25 protein-coding genes and 1 pseudogene are annotated in these 19,642 nt (G+C 67.9%); 1 reads left to right on the forward strand and 25 read right to left on the reverse strand.

The window, feature by feature from the left end; translation table 11 throughout:
• Positions 1-27: 27 nt before the first annotated feature.
• The 16 genes and pseudogenes from rpsQ to IE212_RS02335 all read right to left on the reverse strand — a co-directional run.
• Positions 28-315, reverse strand: coding sequence for a 30S ribosomal protein S17 (gene rpsQ / locus IE212_RS02260; RefSeq protein ID WP_030233870.1), 288 nt, complete (start codon positions 313-315; stop codon positions 28-30).
• Positions 315-539, reverse strand: a complete 225-nt coding sequence (gene rpmC / locus IE212_RS02265) for a 50S ribosomal protein L29 (RefSeq protein WP_003974259.1) — start codon at positions 537-539, stop codon at positions 315-317. The genes rpsQ and rpmC overlap by 1 nt, the downstream gene beginning before the upstream one ends.
• On the reverse strand, positions 539-958 hold the full coding sequence (rplP, locus tag IE212_RS02270; RefSeq protein ID WP_004984526.1) for a 50S ribosomal protein L16: 420 nt from the start codon (positions 956-958) through the stop codon (positions 539-541). Before rplP ends, rpmC begins: the two co-directional genes overlap by 1 nt.
• A gap of 5 nt (positions 959-963) precedes the next feature.
• On the reverse strand, positions 964-1,788 hold the full coding sequence (rpsC, locus tag IE212_RS02275; RefSeq protein ID WP_030233882.1) for a 30S ribosomal protein S3: 825 nt from the start codon (positions 1,786-1,788) through the stop codon (positions 964-966).
• On the reverse strand, positions 1,788-2,135 hold the full coding sequence (gene rplV / locus IE212_RS02280) for a 50S ribosomal protein L22 (RefSeq protein WP_010036727.1): 348 nt from the start codon (positions 2,133-2,135) through the stop codon (positions 1,788-1,790). The genes rpsC and rplV overlap by 1 nt, the downstream gene beginning before the upstream one ends.
• Before the next feature lie 44 nt (positions 2,136-2,179).
• Positions 2,180-2,461, reverse strand: a complete 282-nt coding sequence (gene rpsS / locus IE212_RS02285) for a 30S ribosomal protein S19 (protein ID WP_030233885.1) — start codon at positions 2,459-2,461, stop codon at positions 2,180-2,182.
• A gap of 12 nt (positions 2,462-2,473) precedes the next feature.
• Complete coding sequence (gene rplB / locus IE212_RS02290; RefSeq protein ID WP_006130778.1) at positions 2,474-3,310, reverse strand: 50S ribosomal protein L2; 837 nt, start codon at positions 3,308-3,310, stop codon at positions 2,474-2,476.
• Between the two features lie 40 nt (positions 3,311-3,350).
• Positions 3,351-3,770 carry a 50S ribosomal protein L23 gene (gene rplW, locus IE212_RS02295; protein ID WP_190195938.1) on the reverse strand — a complete coding sequence of 140 codons (420 nt, stop codon included), beginning with the start codon at positions 3,768-3,770 and terminating at the stop codon, positions 3,351-3,353.
• The gene (rplD, locus tag IE212_RS02300) at positions 3,770-4,426 is read right to left on the reverse strand and encodes a 50S ribosomal protein L4 (protein WP_190195939.1); all 657 of its coding nucleotides are present in this window, start codon (positions 4,424-4,426) and stop codon (positions 3,770-3,772) included. The genes rplW and rplD overlap by 1 nt, the downstream gene beginning before the upstream one ends.
• Before the next feature lie 4 nt (positions 4,427-4,430).
• Positions 4,431-5,075 carry a 50S ribosomal protein L3 gene (gene rplC / locus IE212_RS02305; RefSeq protein WP_010036739.1) on the reverse strand — a complete coding sequence of 215 codons (645 nt, stop codon included), beginning with the start codon at positions 5,073-5,075 and terminating at the stop codon, positions 4,431-4,433.
• Positions 5,076-5,092: 17 nt separating this feature from the next.
• Positions 5,093-5,401, reverse strand: a complete 309-nt coding sequence (gene rpsJ, locus IE212_RS02310; RefSeq protein WP_003948644.1) for a 30S ribosomal protein S10 — start codon at positions 5,399-5,401, stop codon at positions 5,093-5,095.
• A 414-nt stretch (positions 5,402-5,815) separates the two neighbouring features.
• A complete protein-coding gene (locus IE212_RS02315; protein ID WP_190195940.1) occupies positions 5,816-7,942 on the reverse strand; it encodes an ATP-binding protein in 2,127 nt (708 codons plus the stop codon).
• Between the two features lie 125 nt (positions 7,943-8,067).
• On the reverse strand, positions 8,068-8,451 hold the full coding sequence (locus IE212_RS02320; RefSeq protein ID WP_190195941.1) for a peptidase inhibitor family I36 protein: 384 nt from the start codon (positions 8,449-8,451) through the stop codon (positions 8,068-8,070).
• Between the two features lie 14 nt (positions 8,452-8,465).
• The gene (locus tag IE212_RS02325; protein ID WP_190195942.1) at positions 8,466-8,843 is read right to left on the reverse strand and encodes a peptidase inhibitor family I36 protein; all 378 of its coding nucleotides are present in this window, start codon (positions 8,841-8,843) and stop codon (positions 8,466-8,468) included.
• Between the two features lie 95 nt (positions 8,844-8,938).
• A complete protein-coding gene (locus tag IE212_RS02330; RefSeq protein ID WP_190195943.1) occupies positions 8,939-9,157 on the reverse strand; it encodes a DUF397 domain-containing protein in 219 nt (72 codons plus the stop codon).
• A gap of 77 nt (positions 9,158-9,234) precedes the next feature.
• Positions 9,235-9,576 (reverse strand): annotated as a pseudogene (locus IE212_RS02335) (helix-turn-helix domain-containing protein); the annotation flags it as partial.
• Between the two features lie 157 nt (positions 9,577-9,733).
• On the opposite strand from IE212_RS02335, the gene IE212_RS02340 reads away from it, so the two are divergent.
• Positions 9,734-10,159 (forward strand): ATP-binding protein, encoded by a 426-nt coding sequence (locus IE212_RS02340; RefSeq protein ID WP_190195944.1) that lies wholly within the window; start codon positions 9,734-9,736, stop codon positions 10,157-10,159.
• Between the two features lie 433 nt (positions 10,160-10,592).
• On the opposite strand, the gene IE212_RS02345 is transcribed toward IE212_RS02340, so the two are convergent.
• The 9 genes from IE212_RS02345 to IE212_RS02385 all read right to left on the reverse strand — a co-directional run bounded on the left by IE212_RS02345 (position 10,593) and on the right by IE212_RS02385 (position 19,478).
• Positions 10,593-11,105: a hypothetical protein gene (locus IE212_RS02345; protein ID WP_190195945.1), complete on the reverse strand. Its 513-nt coding sequence runs from the start codon at positions 11,103-11,105 to the stop codon at positions 10,593-10,595.
• Positions 11,106-11,164: 59 nt separating this feature from the next.
• Positions 11,165-11,662: a hypothetical protein gene (locus IE212_RS02350; protein WP_190195946.1), complete on the reverse strand. Its 498-nt coding sequence runs from the start codon at positions 11,660-11,662 to the stop codon at positions 11,165-11,167.
• A gap of 44 nt (positions 11,663-11,706) precedes the next feature.
• A complete protein-coding gene (locus IE212_RS02355) occupies positions 11,707-13,035 on the reverse strand; it encodes a hypothetical protein (RefSeq protein WP_190195947.1) in 1,329 nt (442 codons plus the stop codon).
• A 755-nt stretch (positions 13,036-13,790) separates the two neighbouring features.
• Positions 13,791-14,147 (reverse strand): hypothetical protein, encoded by a 357-nt coding sequence (locus tag IE212_RS02360; protein WP_229863992.1) that lies wholly within the window; start codon positions 14,145-14,147, stop codon positions 13,791-13,793.
• A gap of 126 nt (positions 14,148-14,273) precedes the next feature.
• Positions 14,274-15,467: an elongation factor Tu gene (gene tuf / locus IE212_RS02365; RefSeq protein ID WP_003992342.1), complete on the reverse strand. Its 1,194-nt coding sequence runs from the start codon at positions 15,465-15,467 to the stop codon at positions 14,274-14,276.
• Between the two features lie 157 nt (positions 15,468-15,624).
• Positions 15,625-17,751, reverse strand: a complete 2,127-nt coding sequence (gene fusA, locus IE212_RS02370) for an elongation factor G (protein WP_190195948.1) — start codon at positions 17,749-17,751, stop codon at positions 15,625-15,627.
• A 39-nt stretch (positions 17,752-17,790) separates the two neighbouring features.
• The gene (gene rpsG, locus IE212_RS02375; RefSeq protein ID WP_003998848.1) at positions 17,791-18,261 is read right to left on the reverse strand and encodes a 30S ribosomal protein S7; all 471 of its coding nucleotides are present in this window, start codon (positions 18,259-18,261) and stop codon (positions 17,791-17,793) included.
• Between the two features lie 2 nt (positions 18,262-18,263).
• A complete protein-coding gene (rpsL, locus tag IE212_RS02380; RefSeq protein WP_003948652.1) occupies positions 18,264-18,635 on the reverse strand; it encodes a 30S ribosomal protein S12 in 372 nt (123 codons plus the stop codon).
• A gap of 321 nt (positions 18,636-18,956) precedes the next feature.
• The gene (locus tag IE212_RS02385) at positions 18,957-19,478 is read right to left on the reverse strand and encodes a DUF1707 and DUF4190 domain-containing protein (RefSeq protein ID WP_229863993.1); all 522 of its coding nucleotides are present in this window, start codon (positions 19,476-19,478) and stop codon (positions 18,957-18,959) included.
• Between the last annotated feature and the right edge of the window lie 164 nt (positions 19,479-19,642).

A 19,642-nucleotide genomic window follows, 5' to 3' on the forward strand; every position in this document is an offset into this window, starting at 1 on the left:
ATTCCTAGGGAATCCCCCTAGGAGGGATTACTTGGCCTTCTCGAGGATCTCGACGACGCGCCAGCGCTTGGTGGCGGACAGCGGCCGGGTCTCCATGAGGAGGACGCGGTCGCCGACGCCCGCGGCGTTCTGCTCGTCGTGGGCCTTGAGCTTGCTGGTACGACGGATGACCTTGCCGTACAGCGCGTGCTTGACGCGGTCCTCGACGGCGACGACGACGGTCTTGTCCATCTTGTCGCTGACGACGAGACCCTCACGGGTCTTGCGGAAGCCGCGAGCCTCTGCAGTCTGCTCAGTCACGTTGCTCTCACTCATCAGGCGCTCTCCACCGTCTCGATGCCCAGCTCGCGCTCACGCATCAGGGTGTAGATCCGCGCGATGTCCTTACGGACGGCCTTCAGCCGGCCGTGGTTCTCGAGCTGGCCCGTCGCCGCCTGGAAGCGGAGGTTGAACAGCTCTTCCTTGGCCTCGCGGAGCTTCGCCAGAAGCTCCTCGTTGCCCAGCTCGCGCAGCTCAGACGCCTTGGTACCGGCCGACATCACGCTTCACCTGCCTCGCGCTTGACGATCTTGCACTTCATCGGCAGCTTGTGAGCCGCACGGGTCAGGGCCTCGCGCGCGATCTTCTCGTTGGGGTACGACAGCTCGAACATCACGCGTCCGGGCTTGACGTTGGCCACCCACCACTCCGGCGAACCCTTACCGGAACCCATGCGGGTCTCGGCCGGCTTCTTGGTGAGGGGGCGGTCCGGGTAGATGTTGATCCAGACCTTGCCACCACGCTTGATGTGACGCGTCATGGCGATACGAGCGGCCTCGATCTGACGGTTCGTCACGTACGCCGGGGTCAGCGCCTGGATGCCGTACTCGCCGAACGCAACCTGCGTGCCACCCTTGGACATGCCGTTGCGCTTGGGGTGGTGCTGCTTGCGGTGCTTGACCCTACGGGGGATCAGCATTTCGGTCAGGCCTCCGTTCCGGTGCTCTCAGCCGGAGCGGCGGACGCGGGAGCCTCGGCCTTGGGGGCCTCGGAACCAGCGGCCTGCTGCGGCTTGCGACCGCGCCGCTCGCCACCGCGGCCACCACGGGCCGGGCGGTCGGCACCACCGCGGGCCGGGCGGTTACCCGCACGGGCGGCGGCGTTCTCGGCGCGGACCTCGGCGATGTTCTTGACGTCGCCCTTGTAGATCCAGACCTTCACGCCGATGCGGCCGAAGGTCGTCTTGGCCTCGAAGAAGCCGTAGTCCACGTTCGCGCGGAGCGTGTGCAGGGGCACACGGCCCTCGCGGTAGAACTCCGAGCGGGACATCTCGGCGCCACCGAGGCGGCCACCGCACTGGATCTTGATGCCCTTGGCGCCGGCCTTCATGGCGGACTGCATGCTCTTGCGCATGGCCCGGCGGAAGGAGACGCGGGAGGAGAGCTGCTCGGCGACGGCCTGGGCCACGAGCTGAGCGTCCGTCTCGGGGTTCTTGACCTCGAGGATGTTCAGCTGGACCTGCTTGCCCGTGAGCTTCTCGAGGTCGCCGCGGATGCGGTCGGCCTCGGCGCCACGGCGGCCGATGACGATGCCCGGACGAGCGGTGTGGATGTCCACACGCACACGGTCACGGGTGCGCTCGATCTCGACCTTGGAGATGCCGGCGCGCTCCATGCCGGACGTCATCATCCGACGGATGGCGACGTCTTCCTTGACGTAGTCCTTGTACAGCTTGTCGGCGTACCAACGCGACTTGAAGTCGGTCGTGACACCGAGCCGGAACCCGTGCGGGTTTACCTTCTGGCCCATTACCGGGTTCCTTCCTTGCTGCTGACGACCACGGTGATGTGGCTGGTCCGCTTGCGGATCCGGTAGGCACGGCCCTGGGCGCGCGGACGGAACCGCTTCAGGGTCGGGCCCTCGTCGACGTAGGCCTCGGAGATGTAGAGGCTGTCGACATCGGTGTGGTCGTAGTTGTGCGCGGCGTTGGCGATGGCGCTGTCCAGCACCTTGCCGACCGGCACGCTCGCGGCCTGCGGGGCGAAACGCAGGACCGCCTGAGCCTCCGTGGCGTTCAGGCCACGGATGAGGTCCACCACACGGCGGGCCTTCATGGGCGTGACGCGGATGTACCGCGCCTGGGCCCTGGCTTCCATGGTTGTCCCTTCGATGTTTGTCATGGTCATTCGCACCCCGCTGACTAGCGGCGCTTCGACTTCCGGTCTTCCTTGACGTGGCCCCGGAAGGTGCGGGTCGGCGAGAACTCGCCGAGCTTGTGGCCGACCATCGACTCGGTGACAAACACCGGGATGTGGGTCTTGCCGTTGTGCACCGCGAGCGTGTGGCCGAGCATGGCCGGCACGATCATCGAGCGACGGGACCAGGTCTTGATGACGTTCTTGGTGCCCGCTTCGTTCTGGGCGTCCACCTTCTTCATCAGGTGGTCGTCGACGAAGGGCCCCTTCTTCAAGCTACGAGGCATCTCAACCCGTCCTTAGCGCTTCTTGTTCGTCTTGCGGCGGCGGACGATGTACTTGTTCGACGCCTTCTTGGGCGAACGAGTACGGCCTTCCTTCTTGCCCCACGGGGACACCGGGTGGCGACCACCGGAGGTCCGGCCCTCACCACCACCGTGCGGGTGGTCAACCGGGTTCATGACCACACCACGGACGGTCGGGCGAACGCCCAGCCACCGCTTACGGCCGGCCTTGCCCCAGTTGATGTTGCTCTGCTCGGCGTTGCCCACCTCGCCGACGGTGGCGCGGCAGCGCACGTCGACCAGGCGGATCTCACCGGACGGCATACGGAGGTGGGCCATCTGGCCCTCCTTCGCGAGCAGCTGCACCGAGGCGCCGGCGGAGCGGGCGAACTTCGCGCCGCCGCCCGGCCGCAGCTCGATGGCGTGCAGCGTGGTACCGACCGGGATGTTACGCAGGGCGAGGTTGTTGCCCGGCTTGATGTCGGCCCCGGGACCGTTCTCGACGCGGTCGCCCTGGCTCAGGCCACGCGGCGCGAGGATGTAGCGCTTCTCGCCGTCCGCGTAGTGCAGGAGCGCGATGCGCGCGGTGCGGTTGGGGTCGTACTCGATGTGCGCGACCTTCGCCGGCACGCCGTCCTTGTCGTGACGACGGAAGTCGATCACGCGGTAGGCGCGCTTGTGGCCACCACCCTGGTGGCGGACGGTCACACGACCGGAGTTGTTACGGCCACCCTTGCTGTGCAGGGGGCGGACCAACGACTTCTCCGGCGTGGACCGCGTGACCTCGACGAAGTCGGCGACGCTCGAGCCGCGACGGCCCGGCGTAGTCGGCTTGTACTTGCGGATTCCCATTTCTCAGTCCTCGTCCGATATCGGACGATCCGGACCGCCCTCAGGCGGTCGGACCGCCGAAGATGTCGATACGGTCGCCCTCGGCGAGGGTCACGATCGCGCGCTTGGTGGACGCGCGCTGGCCGAAGCCGGTGCGGGTCCGCTTGCGCTTGCCCTGGCGGTTGATCATGTTGACCCCGGTGACCTTGACCGAGAAGACCGCCTGGACGGCCTGCTTGATCTGGGTCTTGTTGGCGCTCGGGTCGACGATGAACGTGTACTTGCCCTCGTCGAGGAGCGCGTAGCTCTTCTCGGAGACGACCGGCTTGAGCAGCACGTCACGGGGGTCCGTGAAGGACTTGCTCAGCGGGGTCTCGACGGTGTTCTTGCCCTCGGCGGCGTGGCGACGCGCCTTGGCGACGCGAGCGGCCTTGGCCTTCTTCGCCGCCTTGGAGGCGATTGCGGGGTGACGGATAGCCATCAGACCTCGCTCCCTTCGGTGTCATTGGCCTTCGGGCCGGACACGAAGGACTCGAAGGCAGCCTTGGTGAAGACCACGTCGTCCGAGACGAGAACGTCGTACGTGTTCAGCTGGCCCGGCTCCAGGATGTGGACCTGGGGCAGGTTGCGGGCGGACAGCCACGCGGCCTCGTCGGCGCGGTCGACGACCAGGAGCAGGTTCTTGCGCTCCGAGATCTTGCCGAACAGCGTCCTGGCGGCCTTCGTCGACGGGTTCTCACCCTCGACGACGCCGGAGACGACGTGGATGCGGTTGTGGCGGGCCCGGTCGGTGAGGGCGTGACGCAGGGCGGCAGCCTTCATCTTCTTCGGGGTCCGCTGCGAGTAGTCACGCGGCACGGGACCGTGCACGACGCCACCACCGGCGAACTGCGGCGCGCGGGTCGAACCCTGACGGGCGCGACCGGTGCCCTTCTGGCGGTACGGCTTCTTGCCACCGCCGCGGACCTCGCCACGGGTCTTGGTCTTGTGCGTGCCCTGACGGGCAGCGGCCAGCTGTGCGACGACGACCTGGTGGATCAGCGGGATGCTGACCTTCTCAACGCCGAAGATCTCCGCGGGGAGCTCGACGGAACCGGCCTTGTCGCCCGCCGGCGAAAGGATGTCAACAGTGCTCATTACCTCAGGCCCCCTTGGCCGCGGTGCGGACCAGGACGAGGCCGCCGTTCGGACCGGGAACCGCGCCCTTGATGAGCAGCAGACCCTTCTCCGCGTCAACGGCGTGGACGGTCAGGTTCTGGGTGGTGACCCGCTCGTTGCCCATGCGACCCGCCATGCGGAGGCCCTTGAACACACGGCCCGGGGTGGCGCAGCCACCGATGGAACCGGGAGAGCGGTGCTTGCGCTGGGTGCCGTGTCCGGCGCCGAGGCCACGGAAGTTGTGGCGCTTCATGACACCGGCGAAGCCCTTGCCCTTGCTCTTGCCGGTCACGTCGACCTTCACGCCGGCCTCGAACACCTCAGCGGTGATCTCCTGGCCCAGCGTGTACTCGGAGGCGTCCGCGGTGCGGATCTCGACGAGGTGGCGACGGGGGGTGACGTCGGCCTTGGCGAAGTGGCCCTTGAGGGGCTTGTTCACCTTGCGCGGGTCGATCTCGCCGAAGGCGATCTGGACGGACTCGTAGCCGTCGACATCGTTCGTGCGGACCTGGGTGACGACGTTGGGGCCGGCCTTGACGACGGTGACCGGGACGACGCGGTTGTTCGCGTCCCACACCTGCGTCATGCCGAGCTTCTCGCCCAGGATGCCCTTGATCTGCTTAGCCATCTCTCAGATCACCGGCCTCAGAGCTTGATCTCGATGTCGACACCGGCCGGGAGGTCGAGTCGCATCAGAGAGTCAACGGTCTTGGGGGTGGGGTCGAGGATGTCGATCAGGCGCTTGTGCGTGCGCATCTCGAAGTGCTCGCGCGAGTCCTTGTACTTGTGCGGCGACTTGATGACGCAGTACACGTTCTTCTCAGTGGGCAGCGGCACCGGGCCCGCGACCGACGCACCAGTGCGGGTCACCGTCTCGACGATCTTCTTCGCCGAGGAGTCGATGACCTCGTGGTCGTAGGCCTTGAGCCGGATGCGGATCTTCTGTCCCGCCATGGCTACTCAGTAGTCCTGTCTCTCTTACGCTCTGGAACCCGGCGGATTCCTTCTGCTGCCTTCGTTCCTCCGACCCACGCGGTCGGGCGTGTCGCACTCTCGCTGACATGGATGTCCCTTGTTCGGACATCCCTGCTGGGAATGCACACGGCCCTTCCGGAACCGCAGGCCGGGGGCGAAGGCCCACCGGGTGCCTGGCCGGTGCCGCACTGACACTTCCCGAAAGATTCCCGTACGTCCGCCCCAGTGCTGCCGTGTGGCAGTTAGGGCGACGAGTACTGTGGGACTCGCTTCCGGTCCCCCCGGCGGGAGGCGCGCAGCATCAACACTCGACCGAGCAACTCGGACAGTCTGCCATATGGGGCGGGGCCTACGCCAATCGAGCCGGAGAGAATACCCCGGGGGTGACGTAGGTCAAACCGCGACGTCCCTGGACCGGGCCGGACCGGGCGCCGGTGGCCCGTCCCCCGGGCCCGCCTCGGGGGGTACGCCGTTCAGTTCCCACTGCCACAGCAGGTCGCACACCCGTTGCACCGCCCCGGTGAGGTGCCGGCGGTACGTGCTGAACGGCAGGCCCAGCCGGTGGGCCGCCGCCTGCTGCGTGGGCGCGCCCTTGACGTACGTGGTCACGAGTGCGCGGTGCCGTTTCGCACCGCCGCGTTCCCTCGGGAGCGCGGCGATCGCCCGTTCCAGGACCGCGGCCAGGTCCGTGTCCGCGCCGGCGGCGATCCGGCACTGAGAGAGCGGGTTGACGGCGAGCAGGTCCGGTGTGCGCAACGCGCGCAGGGCGTCGCGTACGGCCGCGTCGAAGTCGGCGCGGTGCAGCGTCGGCGGCGCGGCCGGACGCTCGTGGCGCGTGGCGAAGGCGGTCCGTGGTTCGCTCGAGAGCCCGTCCCGCAGGCTCGCCTCCAGGAGGGGAACGGGCGGGTGGAGCCGCAGGTCGAGGCCGCGCAGGGTGGGAACGGGTCCGGCGGTCGCCGGCTGACGGTCGACGGCCGGAAGGTACCTCTCGGCCGGGGACCAGCCCTGCTCACCGTCGCGCGCGGCCGTGAACACCCAGGTCAGCCGCTCGGCGCGGACGAGTTCGCCGCACAGGCGCCACCACATCGCCCGCCACGAGTCTCCCTCCCGGGCACCGGGCGCCGCGACCAGGAAGCGGACGACGGCGATCAGGTCGCCGGGAAGCGAGGGCGCCGTACCCCGGACGTGTTCGAGGGCGGCGGCCACCACCGCGTCCCGGTCCGGGTGCGGGTCGGCGGAGCCCGGCGCGCCGGCGGGCAGGAGCGGGACCGCCAGGAAGGCGACGATCCCCTCCTCGTCCCCGCCCGCCGCCCGGTACACCCGGAACGCCTCCGGCTGCCGGTCGAGCCAGTGGGCGACCTGAGCGGCGGAGTCCTCGCCCTCGGCCTGCCGGGCCAGCGCGAGCACCTGCGCCCGGTCGCCCGGCGCGTAGGGCGCCTCACGGACGCCGCTGCCGGCGGTGCGGTAGCAGCAGCGGCGATCGGGCGGCGCGTGCAGGAACATCAGGTCGTGCACGGCCCTGGGCACCTCGGCGTCGGCGACGGTGCGCACCCGGTCGAGCAGCCGCTGGTGGAGTCGTTCGTGGAGCTCGCGCGCCCCCTCCGGGTCCCGCCAGCGCAGGTCCGCCCGCAGCGCTCCGCAGACCGCGTCGTGCGGGTAGAGACCGTCGTCGGCTCCGTCGACGAAGGGCTGGGCGCGCAGCCAGTCGAACAGTTCGGGCGCGCGGTCACCGAGGACTTCCCGCAGCAGGGCCTCCGTGGTGACGCGCAGGTGGGCGCAGACCTCCAGGGCGCGGCGGTGGTCGGGGTCCGGCAGCCGGCCCAGAAGGTGCGGGAGCAGGGAGCCGAGGACGTCCTGGCCGGGCCGCCACTCGGGGGGAGGCGCCGCCGGCCGCGCGCTCGACCTCCGCACGGCCGCGCCGAGCGACTCGGCGGCGAGCGACAGCGCGAGCGGATTGCCGCCGACGACGGGCAGCAGCACGCGCTGCGCGGACCGGGGCAGGCCTCTGAGCTGGAGGTAGCGGGCCGACTCCACCAGGCCGAACTCGCGCAGCGCGACGCTCCTGAGGACGTCCGTCCAGCCCGGGTCCGCCGTCCACCGGGGGTTCGGCGCGTCCCGTCCGGCGACGACCACGGCCGTGCCGAGCGGGATCCGCGGCAGGAAGTCCTCCATGAGCCAGTTCTCCAGCCCCGGGAACCGCTCGAAGGCGTCGACGAGCAGGAGCCCGCCTTCCTCCCGCAGCACCGGCCGGGCGGCCGACGCGAAGGCCTCCGCGGTCGGTTCCACGCTTCTGCCGTCGACGGTGACGACCGAGCGGCCCTCGGCCCGTGCCCGGTGGGCGAAGCGGTCGAGCAGGGCGGACTTGCCGATGCCGCCGGGTCCGTGGAACCACAGGACCGGATGCGCGTCGGGCGCACCGGTCAATGTCTTCTCGAACAGAGCCAGTTCCGCCGCACGGCCGACGAAGGCGCGCTCCCGCGCCGCGACGATCCGGCGTTCCAGAACGGCGTGTGCGCGCATGGGTGCCCGCATACGTGAATACCCCCTGAGAGCGCCGGGTGGTCTAGCCCGGTGCCCTCCTCAGGGAAACGCTTGAGCGGGCCGGCGTCAACGCCGACCCGCGTAAGCGGATTTCGAATGTCCGATCAGCAGAACTTCCCCGTCCGGAAACTGGTCATCCGGTCGTTCACGGAGGAGCTCACGTTGTAGGAGGACCCGCCGGGCGGGACGCTGACCAGGCAGGAGCCGCCGTAGTTCGAGTCGTTGTAGAGCGTGATCCAGCTGTCGGTGCGGTTCCAGTACGAGGTCGTACGGTCGTTCATGTAGGCACCGATGTTGCCAACGGAACCAGGGGCGGAGAAGAACCGTCCCTGGTAGCCCGTGTGCTCCCACACGCAGAAGTGCTTGTCCGGGCACTGCTCGGGCAGCGCCTGCGCCGTGCCCGTCGCCACGACGGACATCCCGGCCGCCGCCGCCAGGGCGAGCACACCCGTGAGCACCCTGCCGTGCCGCTTCCCCGTCGCCGTCATCTTCGTCCCCCCGCTCAGCACGTGCCCACCCGGAATGAGGTCATCTTGTCGTTGAACTGGGTCGGGATGGCCGCCGAGGACCCGCCCGGCGGGATGGTGATCATGCACCCGCGGTAGTTCGAGTCGAAGTACAGCGTGATGTAGTTGCCGGTGCGGTTCCAGTACGACGTCAGCTTGTCGTTGAAGTACGAGCCGACGTTGGGGTTCGACTCCCCGGCGTTCGCGATGATGAGCCGGCCGGTGTAGCTGGAGTTCTCCCATGCGCAGAACTTGCCGGCCGGACAGTCTCCGGGCGCCGCGGTGGCACCCGGGGCGGCGGCGGTCCACACTCCCGCCACGGCGGCCAGGGCGGCCGCTGTCGTCGAAAGACGCCTGGTTAAGGGCCTGAACATCTGTCCCGTTCCTTCCTTCGGGCCCGGTTCTTCCGCCGGGCTCACAGGACAGATGCTCATTCAGGCGATTGCTCGGTTACCAGCTCACTCGGTGCTCAGCAGTGCTCATTCATGACCGCGTGGGACAGGAACGGGGTCCACGCCTTCGGGGTCAGGGCGAGGCGAGGGCCGTCGGCCTGTTTGGAGTCGCGGACGTGGATCGTGCGGGGGGCGACGGCGACCTCCAGACAGGATTCGCCGTCGGTACCGCCGCTGTAGCTGCTCTTGAACCACGCCAGTTCGGAGGCGTCCCCGGCGGAGCCCTTGCGCATCATGTCTCTCCCAGCAGTCTCTCGATGAATGCCAGCGACTCCCGCGGCGGGAAGGCCTGCGCCCGGATGGTGCCATACCGCAGTTCCGCGAGGTCCCGCCCCTTCTTCGGGTACCGGACCTTCTTCACGTCCTCCTTCATCGCCGAGATGAGCCCACCGGCTCCCAAAACCTCGTCGGCCTTGTCCAGGTACTCGAACCGAGGGATCCGCTTCCCGCCCTCGATCTTGTAGACCATGTCCTCGCCGTACCCGACCGCCGTCCCGAACTCGCCGGCCCGCATCCCCACCGCCTCCCGCCGCAGCTTCAGCTGCCGCCCCCCGGTGGCGATGACCGCCAGACCCCACTCGTCGTCGGGATCCACCTCCCAACCCGGCTCGTCCGCCTCGCTCTTGAGCCGCACAGCTTCCCCGTCGACCGTCATCGCACCGCCCCTCTGTCGTACCGCCGAACTTCGACGCTCCGCCGCCGTACGGCCGCGCACGACAAGCCCGGACACCACCGGACAAGCACCCGACAGTCACCGTACGTATCGGAGTCGTCACTGTTCACGGTAGGCGCGGGCCGCCACGCTAAGTCACGTGAATCAGAAAATCGCCGAGCCCGACCCCGAACTGCACCCCCGCGTCCGCGACTTCAGCGTGCCGCTGTCCTCCACACCACGCGGAGCCCGCCTCGCCCGCCTGCTGGCGACCGAGCAGCTCCGCGCCTGGGGACTCCCGCTGGACCCCGCGGAGCACATCGTGGCCGAGCTGGCGGCGAACGCCGTCACACACGGCCGCGTCCCGGGACGGGACTTCCGGCTCACGCTGTACGTCGTGGGCGACACCCTCCGCATCGAGGTCACCGACACCAGGGGCGACCGACTGCCGCACCGCGAACCCGCCACCCCCGACGGCGAGTCGGGCCGTGGCCTCGTCCTCGTGGAAGCCCTCGCGGACCGCAGACATGCGACGGCCCCCGGCCGGGACTGGCATGCCGATGCTGTTGACCAATCCATGCAGTGAGCGGTAAGTGTCCGCTCAGTCTCAGCGACACGCTGGGCGTACGGCGTGTCGCTGAGACTCAGACGACAGTTGTGGTCGCCGATCGCGAGCCCCTTCTCGATGGGATACCCAGCACCGCCGCCCTGTGCGAACGGGAGACCCACGGCTACCTGGCCCGCACCCGCGAACGTCTCCCAAGCGGCCGGATCGTCACGCACACCGTCTCGTACAACCAGCCACTGGCCACGGGGACGCCACACCGCAAGGCGGACGCCACCCCGCCTACCGCACCACCTGTCACTCCCCCACCGGCGCTGTCACAGCCCGCCAAGCCGGAGGGCCCGCAACAGCTCGGTGAACAGCTGGATTCCCTGTCCGACATGTCCGAGCCCTTTTTCACCAGCTGTTGTGCGAGGCACTCGATTGGCCGACAAGAAGATGTGGCCCTGCAACCTCAGAGCTTGCCCAAGATGACGCTGCGCCAGGTCCACCCCGACTTGAGGACGACGCTCTGGAGGGGGTCGCGCAGCTCCGAGCTGTCGAAGCGGAAGGTCTCCGTCGCTTCAAAGCCACCGCTGTCTCCGCGCTCGACCTTGTAGCGGCTGGAGACGGTCCTGTCGGGCCCGCGCGAGTACGCCCCCGAGATCTTCAACTGCGGCGGATTACCGACCCGGGTGACCTCCCAGCTTTCCTCGAGAACGCGTACTTCATGGTTCTCCGGGACCAGCCGCATCCGGATCCGGACGGCGCGTGTCAACTGCGACGCGACGAAGAAGGTCTGCCAAGCAGGCTCCGCCATCCGCCACTCCGCCACCAGGTCGGCGTCTTCGGCGGCACCGTCGCGGACGACGTACGGGGCATCGGCTCGGTTGACCCCGAGCAGGGCCGCGTGCACCTCAGTGGCCGGTAGCGGGGCGACGCCGTCGTCGGGGTGCTTCGTTCCGGTCAGCTTGTCGAAAAGTCCCATGAAGTCAACCTCTGAGGTGTCGGGGTACAGGTTCAGGATTGCCACTTGCGCGAAACGCGCTAGGAAACAGCGCCGGTGTCAGGGCGGACCGTGCGTACGAAGTCCTGGAAGTCGCTCAGTACTTGGGGATGCTGAGAGGCGGTCGCAGTCAGGATCAGCCGGATTACCGCCCGCTTGCTCGGGTCGGCGACATCCAGCATGGAGAGGTACACCTGCGACTGGACGAGGTCCCGGTGCACACCGCCGACGAGAGCCGAAACAGCCAGTGTCTGTGTGAGGCCGGGCGCGTCGGCGGAGCCGATCTCACGGCGCCCAATCGCCTCGACCAAGGTGCCGGCCTGGCGCAAGCGCTCCACGGACTCGTGGGCGATCTCGGGCAGCGTCGCCGCGTCCGGGCGGAACTCCCCGTCGATTGTGATGTTCGCGGTGAATCCGGCGTCCGGTCGCGGGTGCCGCGCGACGAACGCCGCGCCCGGGGCGCCGGCCGCATCCGGTGGTTCGGCGCGCCAGCCTTCCGGCAGTTCGAACTGGATCGGTACAGGCAAAGTCGTGGGCATCTCGGTCCATCCTTGCTACGGCAACGGGCCTGCGGGGGCGTTCGTCAGAGCAGGCTGCCGACACCGTCGGCGACCCATCCGGCCGCGTCCCCCACGGCATCGGCCGCGTCGCCCGCGGTATCTGCAATCTTCCCAGGGTCGACGGTGACCTCCATGCCCACGGCGCCACCGAGGATGGGGGAGACACCCACTTTGGGGGCGAAGTGCCATGTACCGTTGGCGTCCTTACCGAAGTTCAAGCTTGCCTCCGCACCAGGACCGGCCCAGCCCTCGGCTGTGGCACCCACCCCGATTCCCCCAATGTCAGCGCCTCCGGAGGCACCTCCTTTCGCACCAGCGAAGGCCTCTGCGCCCAACTGCAGCCCGTCGAGGCCGACCCCGGCACTGGCCCCGGCCTCAGCGCCCGCCTTGGCTTCGGCACGGCCATAGACCCCGATGGGGCCGAGGTCGGCACGACCGTTGGCCGAGGATTCGCCCCCTGCGAAGGCACCAGCCTCACCCCTGATGCCCTCGTTTGTGATCCCGCCAGCGGCAGAGACCTTGGCACCCGCATAGGCTTCAGACGCTCCGGCGAGCTGCATCGGGCCGTTGGAGAGCTTGCCCTCCGCACTCGCGCGGCCGAGATCAGCATGCGCCTCGGCCTCGCCCAGTTTGCCGGCCCCGGTGTCCGGCCCGGAGACCGATGTCCCGGTCCCAAGGCCGGAGGCTTCGGCCTCGCCTTCGGCAACCCACCCGTCGGTTCTCGTTCGGGCCTCCTTCCTCTTGGACTCGGCCGCGCGCGTTGCGTTCGCGTCGTCGAGGGAGGTGACGACATTGGAGTTGAAGTCGCTTCGGCTGTTGCCGAGATCGCGGCGTAGCGCCCAGCATGCGGTCTCGTCGGCCTCGGCTGCACGCCTCAGGACAGCCTCAAGGCGGCGGGCGAACGCCTCGCAAGCTTGCTGCTGTTCACGGATGGCGGCTTGGCCATCGGGATCGTGACGAGCACCAACGTCCTGGGAAAGGTCATGGCGTGGTGTGACAGTGCCGGTAGTGCTGACGTGGAGGTCCTGCTCCTTGGCTTCGATGCCAGCAAGGCGGTGCAGGTCGTCCCTGGCCTTTTTCAACTCGGCGTGCAGCGACATGAGAACGCCGGCGATACCCTTTGCCTCCTTGTAGGCGCTCTCGAACTGCTGCTGGGCGGCGCGTATGTCGTTGCTGGCCTTGGCCACCGTCATGACCGGCTGGGTCCAGCCCGCCTGGCTGAAGGGGCGAGCCACCTGGTCGCCGTATGCGATGCCCAACCCCTTGAACTTGGTGGCTGTCTCCTCCCAACGGTGAGCGGCCGCTTCTAAATTGCTGAGGTTGAGGTGGTACAGCTGCTCGTACGTCGGCATGAGCTCGGCGAGTCCCCCGTGGAGTCGTGTGTCTTGTCAGGCTGAAACCGTGCGGCGGTGGATGAGGGGGCTTGGTTCAGCCGAAGTCACTGGCCAGAGAGTGCATAGTCTGCGTGTTCGCCGTTTCGGTGCGCTGATACCGCACTCCGGAAGCGCCGCACTGGCTGGCAAGACTGTTGCAGTCGGCCGCGAGTGCGGCGACCTGAGCCGACCACGTCTCCGCCAGCCCGGTAAGCACCCTGCCCAGCCCACCGTCCCAGTCACCGGTCCCGAAGTCCCGGGATGCCGAGCGTGTCTCGTCCACTGGATGAGCACCGGCGGTCCGTGTCTGTCCCTCGATCTCGCGCGCTCCGGTGCCCGCGGAATTGAGCGCTGCAGGATTCTCGATTTCCGTCCCGGCTGGCATGCCGAATTCCCCGTGTTGTCGTGTGTTTGGTGTGTTTCGTGTGGTCCGAAGAGTACCCGCTCTTTGACGCGGACGCGTCGACTCTGCGAAACGTAGCCGTGCTCGCGGAGCAGAGTGAGCGCCCGCAGGACGCAGGTGGACATGGTGCCTGGCACGCGCCGCCAGGTCCCTCATTTCCTGCCTCTTGCCCGGCAGCGGATGCCGCCGCAGCGACTGTGCATGTCGCCATGCCCCACAGGGAGAGGGCAGAAGTAAGACCCACCACGAGGCGAACGCTCTCATCCGGGCCGTTCGTGAGCCAGACGGTCGTCCCCGCCGCCCCGGAAACGATCAGCAGGGCCGCCGGTATTCACAGTCGGGGCTGCTCGAACACCGCCGCCAACGGCAGGAAGTGGAATCCAACGACAACCGCGATCAGCGGGGGAATGAGAACCGGCACGCCGACGTGACGGCAGACTGCGGCGACGGCGATGATCAGCAGCCACTGGAGCCCGTTGATCTGGTTGAACCGCCGACGCCGGCTACCGGGGAGTGGCCCCCCTGCCGACGAGGGAAGGAAACGGCGCGCGGAGAGCATCAGCCCCGCCGTGACGGCACAGCCAACCATGACCAGAACCTGCCGTGTCAACCCGTCGAATGCGCTCAAGCCCAGCAGCCACCAGCCGAGCCCGAACAACACGAAGAACCCCACCCCTGACCTGAACATGATGGAGACCCTAGGCGGAAGGCCCGGTGACCGGGCCCGGACACGGCAAAGGGGCCCGCACGACCGAAGTCGTACGGGCCCCTTCGAGCCACTCAGGTCAGTTGACCCTCAAGCCAGTCCGGAGACTTACTTGTTGATCTTGGTGACCTGGCCGGCGCCCACGGTCCGGCCACCCTCGCGGATGGCGAACTTCAGGCCCTCTTCCATGGCGACGGGCTGGATGAGCTCCACCTTCATCTCGGTGTTGTCACCCGGCATGACCATCTCGGTGCCCTCGGGGAGGGTCACCACGCCGGTCACGTCCGTCGTGCGGAAGTAGAACTGCGGGCGGTAGTTGTTGAAGAACGGCGTGTGGCGGCCACCCTCGTCCTTGGACAGGATGTAGGCCTGCGCCTCGAACTCGGTGTGCGGGGTGACCGAGCCCGGCTTGATGATGACCTGGCCGCGCTCGACGTCCTCGCGCTTGATGCCGCGGAGGAGCAGACCGACGTTCTCACCGGCCTGGCCCTCGTCGAGGAGCTTGCGGAACATCTCGATGCCGGTGACCGTGGTGGTGGTCTTCTCCGGCTTGATGCCGATGATGTCGACGGTCTCGTTGACCTTGAGGACACCACGCTCGATACGGCCGGTGACGACCGTACCGCGACCGGTGATCGTGAAGACGTCCTCGATCGGCATCAGGAACGGCTTGTCGACGTCGCGCTCGGGCTCCGGGATCGCCGTGTCGACGGCGTTCATGAGCTCGAGAACCGAGTTGCCCCACTCCTTGTCGCCCTCGAGGGCCTTCAGAGCGGAGACCTTGACGACGGGAACGTCGTCGCCCGGGAACTCGTACTCGGAGAGGAGCTCACGGACCTCGAGCTCGACGAGCTCCAGGATCTCCTCGTCGTCCACCATGTCGGCCTTGTTCAGGGCGACGACGATGTACGGAACGCCGACCTGGCGGGCCAGGAGCACGTGCTCCTTGGTCTGCGGCATCGGGCCGTCGGTGGCGGCGACCACGAGGATGGCGCCGTCCATCTGCGCCGCACCCGTGATCATGTTCTTGATGTAGTCCGCGTGACCGGGGCAGTCGACGTGGGCGTAGTGACGCGTCTCGGTCTGGTACTCGACGTGCGCGATGGAGATGGTGATACCGCGCTGGCGCTCCTCAGGAGCCTTGTCGATCTGGTCGAAGGCCGAGGCCTCGTTCAGGTCCGGGTACGCGTCGTGCAGCACCTTGGTAATGGCGGCCGTGAGGGTCGTCTTACCGTGGTCGATGTGACCGATGGTGCCGATGTTGACGTGCGGCTTAGTCCGCTCGAACTTCGCCTTCGCCACTGGGGTCCTCCTGTGGAGTGGTTCTGGTACGCCTTACTCATCGGCGCCAGGTGATCTTTGCTGGATAGCCCGGATCCTCGGGGCATTCTCACCACGATCGCGGCGGAATGCCCCTCAAGGCTCCGGAGTCAAGCCTACGGCGTGTAGACGCGGTGCGTTACTCGCCCTTGGCCTTCGCGATGATCTCCTCGGCGACGTTCCGCGGAACCTCGGCGTAGGAGTCGAACTGCATGGAGTAGCTCGCACGGCCGGACGTCTTGCTGCGCAGGTCGCCGACGTAACCGAACATCTCCGAGAGGGGCACGAGGCCCTTCACGACGCGGGCACCCGCCCGCTCCTCCATGGCCTGGATCTGGCCACGGCGGGAGTTGATGTCGCCGATGACCTCACCCATGTAGTCCTCGGGCGTGGTGACCTCGACGGCCATCATCGGCTCGAGCAGCACGGGGCTGGCCTTGCGCGCGGCCTCCTTGAAGGCCTGCGAACCGGCGATCTTGAACGCGAGCTCGGAGGAGTCGACCTCGTGGTAGGCACCGTCGAGCAGCGTCACGCGGACACCGGTCATCTCGTAACCGGCGAGGATGCCGAACTGCATGGCCTCCTGCGCACCGGCGTCCACCGAAGGGATGTACTCCTTCGGCACACGGCCACCGGTCACCTTGTTGACGAACTCGTACGAGGCGTCGCCGCCCTCGATCGGCTCGATCGCGATGATGACGCGAGCGAACTGGCCGGTGCCACCCGTCTGCTTCTTGTGGGTGAACTCGACCTTCTCGACGGCCTTGCGGATCGTCTCGCGGTACGCGACCTGCGGCTTGCCGACGTTGGCCTCGACCTTGAACTCACGGCGCATGCGGTCGACGAGCACCTCGAGGTGCAGCTCGCCCATGCCGCCGATGATGGTCTGGCCGGTCTCCTCGTCGGAGTGGACCTGGAAGGACGGGTCCTCCTCGGCCAGGCGCTGGATCGCGACGCCGAGCTTCTCCTGGTCGCCCTTCGACTTGGGCTCGATGGCGACCTGGATGACCGGCGCCGGGAAGTCCATGGACTCCAGGATCACCGGGTTCTTGTCGTCGGACAGCGTCTCACCGGTGGTGGTCTGCTTCAGGCCCATGACGGCGACGATGTCGCCGGCGCCCACCGAGTCGATCTCCTCACGCTTGTTCGCGTGCATGCGGTAGATCTTGCCGATGCGCTCCTTCTTGCCCTTCACGCTGTTCAGCACCTGGGTGCCGGCGTGCAGGCGGCCGGAGTACACACGGACGAAGGTGAGCTTACCGAGGTGCGGGTCGCTCATGATCTTGAACGCGAGCGCGGCGAGGGGCTCGTCCTCCGACGGCTTGCGCGCGATGACCTTCTCCGGGTCCTTGACGTCGTGGCCCTCGATGGCCTCGACGTCCAGGGGGGTGGGCAGGTAGCGCACGACCGCGTCGAGCAGGGGCTGGACGCCCTTGTTCTTGAACGCGGTACCGCAGAACACGGGGGTGACGGTGGTGCCGCCGCCCTTGCCGGACGCGATGGTGATACGGCGGATCGCGGCGTAGAGCTGCTCCACGGTGGGCTCGGTGCCCTCCAGGTACAGCTCCATCAGCTCTTCGTCGTTCTCGGCGACGGCCTCGAGCAGCTTGCCGCGGTACTCCTCGGCAGCCTCGGCGTGGGTGTCGGGGATGTCGACGGTGTCGTACATCTCGCCCTTGGTCGCCTCGGCCGACCAGACCAGGGCCTTCATCGTCACGAGGTCGATGACGCCCTTGAAGTCGGCCTCCGCGCCGATCGGCAGCTGCATGACCAGCGGCTGCGCGCCCAGGCGGTCGGAGATCATGTCGACGCAACGGTGGAACTCGGCACCGGTCCGGTCGAGCTTGTTGACGAAGCAGATACGCGGAACGCCGTAGCGGTCCGCCTGACGCCACACGGTCTCGGACTGCGGCTCGACGCCGGCGACACCGTCGAACACCGTCACGGCACCGTCGAGCACGCGCAGGGAGCGCTCCACCTCGACGGTGAAGTCGACGTGACCCGGGGTGTCGATGATGTTGATGGTGTAGTCGTTGTCCTCGAGCGGCCAGTGACAGGTGGTGGCAGCAGAGGTGATCGTGATGCCACGCTCCTGCTCCTGCTCCATCCAGTCCATGGTGGCAGCGCCGTCGTGGACCTCACCGATCTTGTACGACACGCCGGTGTAGAACAGGATCCGCTCGGTGGTGGTCGTCTTGCCCGCGTCGATGTGGGCCATGATCCCGATGTTGCGGACCTTGGCCAGGTCAAGCGAAGTGGTAGCCATAAGGCTTCAGTCTTCTCTCGGTCTCGATGGGGTCTGCGACTACCAGCGGTAGTGCGCGAAGGCCTTGTTGGACTCGGCCATCTTGTGCGTGTCCTCGCGCTTCTTCACAGCGGCACCCAGGCCGTTGCTGGCGTCGAGGAGCTCGTTGAGCAGACGCTCGGTCATGGTCTTCTCGCGGCGGGCGCGGGAGTAACCGACGAGCCAGCGCAGCGCCAGGGTGTTGGCACGGCCGGGCTTGACCTCGACCGGGACCTGGTAGGTGGCACCACCGACACGGCGGGACTTGACCTCGAGGGTCGGCTTGATGTTCTCGAGAGCGCGCTTCAGCGTGATGACCGGGTCGTTGCCGGTCTTCTCGCGCAGGCCCTCCATGGCGCCGTAGACGATGCGCTCGGCGGTGGAGCGCTTGCCGTTCAGCAGCACCTTGTTGATCAGGGAGGTCACCAGAGGAGAACCGTAGACCGGGTCGATGATGACCGGGCGCTTCGGGGCGGGGCCCTTACGAGGCATTCTTACTTCTCCTTCTTGGCGCCGTAGCGGCTGCGGGCCTGCTTGCGGTTCTTGACACCCTGGGTGTCGAGCGAGCCGCGGATGATCTTGTAGCGAACACCCGGCAGGTCCTTCACACGGCCGCCGCGCACGAGCACGATGGAGTGCTCCTGCAGGTTGTGTCCCTCACCCGGAATGTAAGCCGTGACCTCGATGCCGCTGGTCAGACGCACACGCGCGACCTTACGGAGGGCCGAGTTCGGCTTCTTCGGAGTGGTCGTGAACACACGCGTGCAGACGCCACGACGCTGAGGGGAACCCTCGAGTGCGGGCGTCTTGTTCTTCTCGACCTTGTCCTGCCGGCCCTTACGGACCAGCTGCTGGATCGTAGGCACTACTTCTCCGGTTTCTGTGTGCCGATAGGTGAAGCTAACCTGGAACGTCGCCGACCCACGCGGTCGGGTGTGTCGAATCCCGCGGACTCCCGCCGCGAGGCAGAATGAAGCGCGGATTACGGTGGCCGGTGTCAGCTCGCCGTGCGGTTGATGGCACACACGAGAGCCAGGGCACACCCCAGGCACAAGGTCTGAGCGTACCTATCGCATTCGCTGCGGTCAAAACAAATGGGCACCGCCCACGTCGCCATGCGGGACATGTCAAGCCCCCCGGCCGTCGTCGATCTTCAATTCGACGGCGAGTGCCCGCTTTGCGCACCTTCACGATGCTACGACGGACACCACCATCAGCAACACCAGGACGAGTGCCCAGCCGGCCGTGGACAACCACCCGAGAACCAGCCCGGTCAGCGCGAGCCCGTCCCCCAGCTCCCCGCGGCTGCGGATCTCGGCCCGCGCCACATGCCCCAGCACGACGGCCGGAATCCCGGTCAGCCCCATCGTCGGCACGCACAGCAGCCCGCACACGGCCGCCGCCACCGCCTTCCCGTTCGTCTGCGGCCGCGGCACGGGCAGGAACGTCCGCGGCACGGGCGCGTACGAGGCCGACTGCGTTACGGGCCCCTGCGGCAGGTCGGCGACGAGCAGCGCCAGCTCCCCCACGGTCCGCGCCGCGTACGCCCGCGCCACCCGCTTCTCGAACTCGCCGTGCTCCATCCGCCCCTCGCCGTACCCGGCTCTGAGCACGTCGACGGCCCGCTCGCGGTCGGCGTGCGAGGCGAGCATCGACGGGGCACCGTGGCCCTGCCAGGGCTGCCAGGACGGATAGGGCGGCTGCGACACGGAGCACCTCCCCGGGAGCCGGAGTCCTTCCATCATGCGCCGAAGCGCCGTTTCCGGCACCGGTACGTCACACCCCGGGGTCGATCATCAGCCAGGAGGCCGATTGTCGCCCATTTCCTCCATGGTCGTTTCCAGTACGTTGACGCCTGTACGGGGCAGGCACC

This window comes from Streptomyces djakartensis, from assembly GCF_014651075.1.
Taxonomy (GTDB): Bacteria; Actinomycetota; Actinomycetes; order Streptomycetales; family Streptomycetaceae; genus Streptomyces; species Streptomyces djakartensis.

Bases quoted from the DNA above. Each gene is read 5' to 3' on its own strand.
- fusA (WP_190195948.1), bottom strand. From the start codon at position 17,751: ATGGCTACCACTTCGCTTGACCTGGCCAAGGTCCGCAACATCGGGATC.
- rplW (WP_190195938.1), bottom strand. From the start codon at position 3,770: ATGGCTATCCGTCACCCCGCAATCGCCTCCAAGGCGGCGAAGAAGGCC.
- IE212_RS02320 (WP_190195941.1), bottom strand. From the start codon at position 8,451: ATGACGGCGACGGGGAAGCGGCACGGCAGGGTGCTCACGGGTGTGCTC.
- IE212_RS02350 (WP_190195946.1), bottom strand. From the start codon at position 11,662: ATGCCCACGACTTTGCCTGTACCGATCCAGTTCGAACTGCCGGAAGGC.
- rplB (WP_006130778.1), bottom strand. From the start codon at position 3,310: ATGGGAATCCGCAAGTACAAGCCGACTACGCCGGGCCGTCGCGGCTCG.
- rpsG (WP_003998848.1), bottom strand. From the start codon at position 18,261: ATGCCTCGTAAGGGCCCCGCCCCGAAGCGCCCGGTCATCATCGACCCG.
- rpmC (WP_003974259.1), bottom strand. From the start codon at position 539: ATGTCGGCCGGTACCAAGGCGTCTGAGCTGCGCGAGCTGGGCAACGAG.
- rplD (WP_190195939.1), bottom strand. From the start codon at position 4,426: ATGAGCACTGTTGACATCCTTTCGCCGGCGGGCGACAAGGCCGGTTCC.
- IE212_RS02355 (WP_190195947.1), bottom strand. From the start codon at position 13,035: ATGCCGACGTACGAGCAGCTGTACCACCTCAACCTCAGCAATTTAGAA.
- rpsS (WP_030233885.1), bottom strand. From the start codon at position 2,461: ATGCCTCGTAGCTTGAAGAAGGGGCCCTTCGTCGACGACCACCTGATG.
- IE212_RS02325 (WP_190195942.1), bottom strand. From the start codon at position 8,843: ATGTTCAGGCCCTTAACCAGGCGTCTTTCGACGACAGCGGCCGCCCTG.
- IE212_RS02315 (WP_190195940.1), bottom strand. From the start codon at position 7,942: ATGCGCGCACACGCCGTTCTGGAACGCCGGATCGTCGCGGCGCGGGAG.
- IE212_RS02360 (WP_229863992.1), bottom strand. From the start codon at position 14,147: ATGTTCAGGTCAGGGGTGGGGTTCTTCGTGTTGTTCGGGCTCGGCTGG.
- rpsQ (WP_030233870.1), bottom strand. From the start codon at position 315: ATGAGTGAGAGCAACGTGACTGAGCAGACTGCAGAGGCTCGCGGCTTC.
- rplP (WP_004984526.1), bottom strand. From the start codon at position 958: ATGCTGATCCCCCGTAGGGTCAAGCACCGCAAGCAGCACCACCCCAAG.
- rplV (WP_010036727.1), bottom strand. From the start codon at position 2,135: ATGGAAGCCAGGGCCCAGGCGCGGTACATCCGCGTCACGCCCATGAAG.
- rpsJ (WP_003948644.1), bottom strand. From the start codon at position 5,401: ATGGCGGGACAGAAGATCCGCATCCGGCTCAAGGCCTACGACCACGAG.
- IE212_RS02330 (WP_190195943.1), bottom strand. From the start codon at position 9,157: ATGATGCGCAAGGGCTCCGCCGGGGACGCCTCCGAACTGGCGTGGTTC.
- rplC (WP_010036739.1), bottom strand. From the start codon at position 5,075: ATGGCTAAGCAGATCAAGGGCATCCTGGGCGAGAAGCTCGGCATGACG.
- rpsC (WP_030233882.1), bottom strand. From the start codon at position 1,788: ATGGGCCAGAAGGTAAACCCGCACGGGTTCCGGCTCGGTGTCACGACC.
- IE212_RS02345 (WP_190195945.1), bottom strand. From the start codon at position 11,105: ATGGGACTTTTCGACAAGCTGACCGGAACGAAGCACCCCGACGACGGC.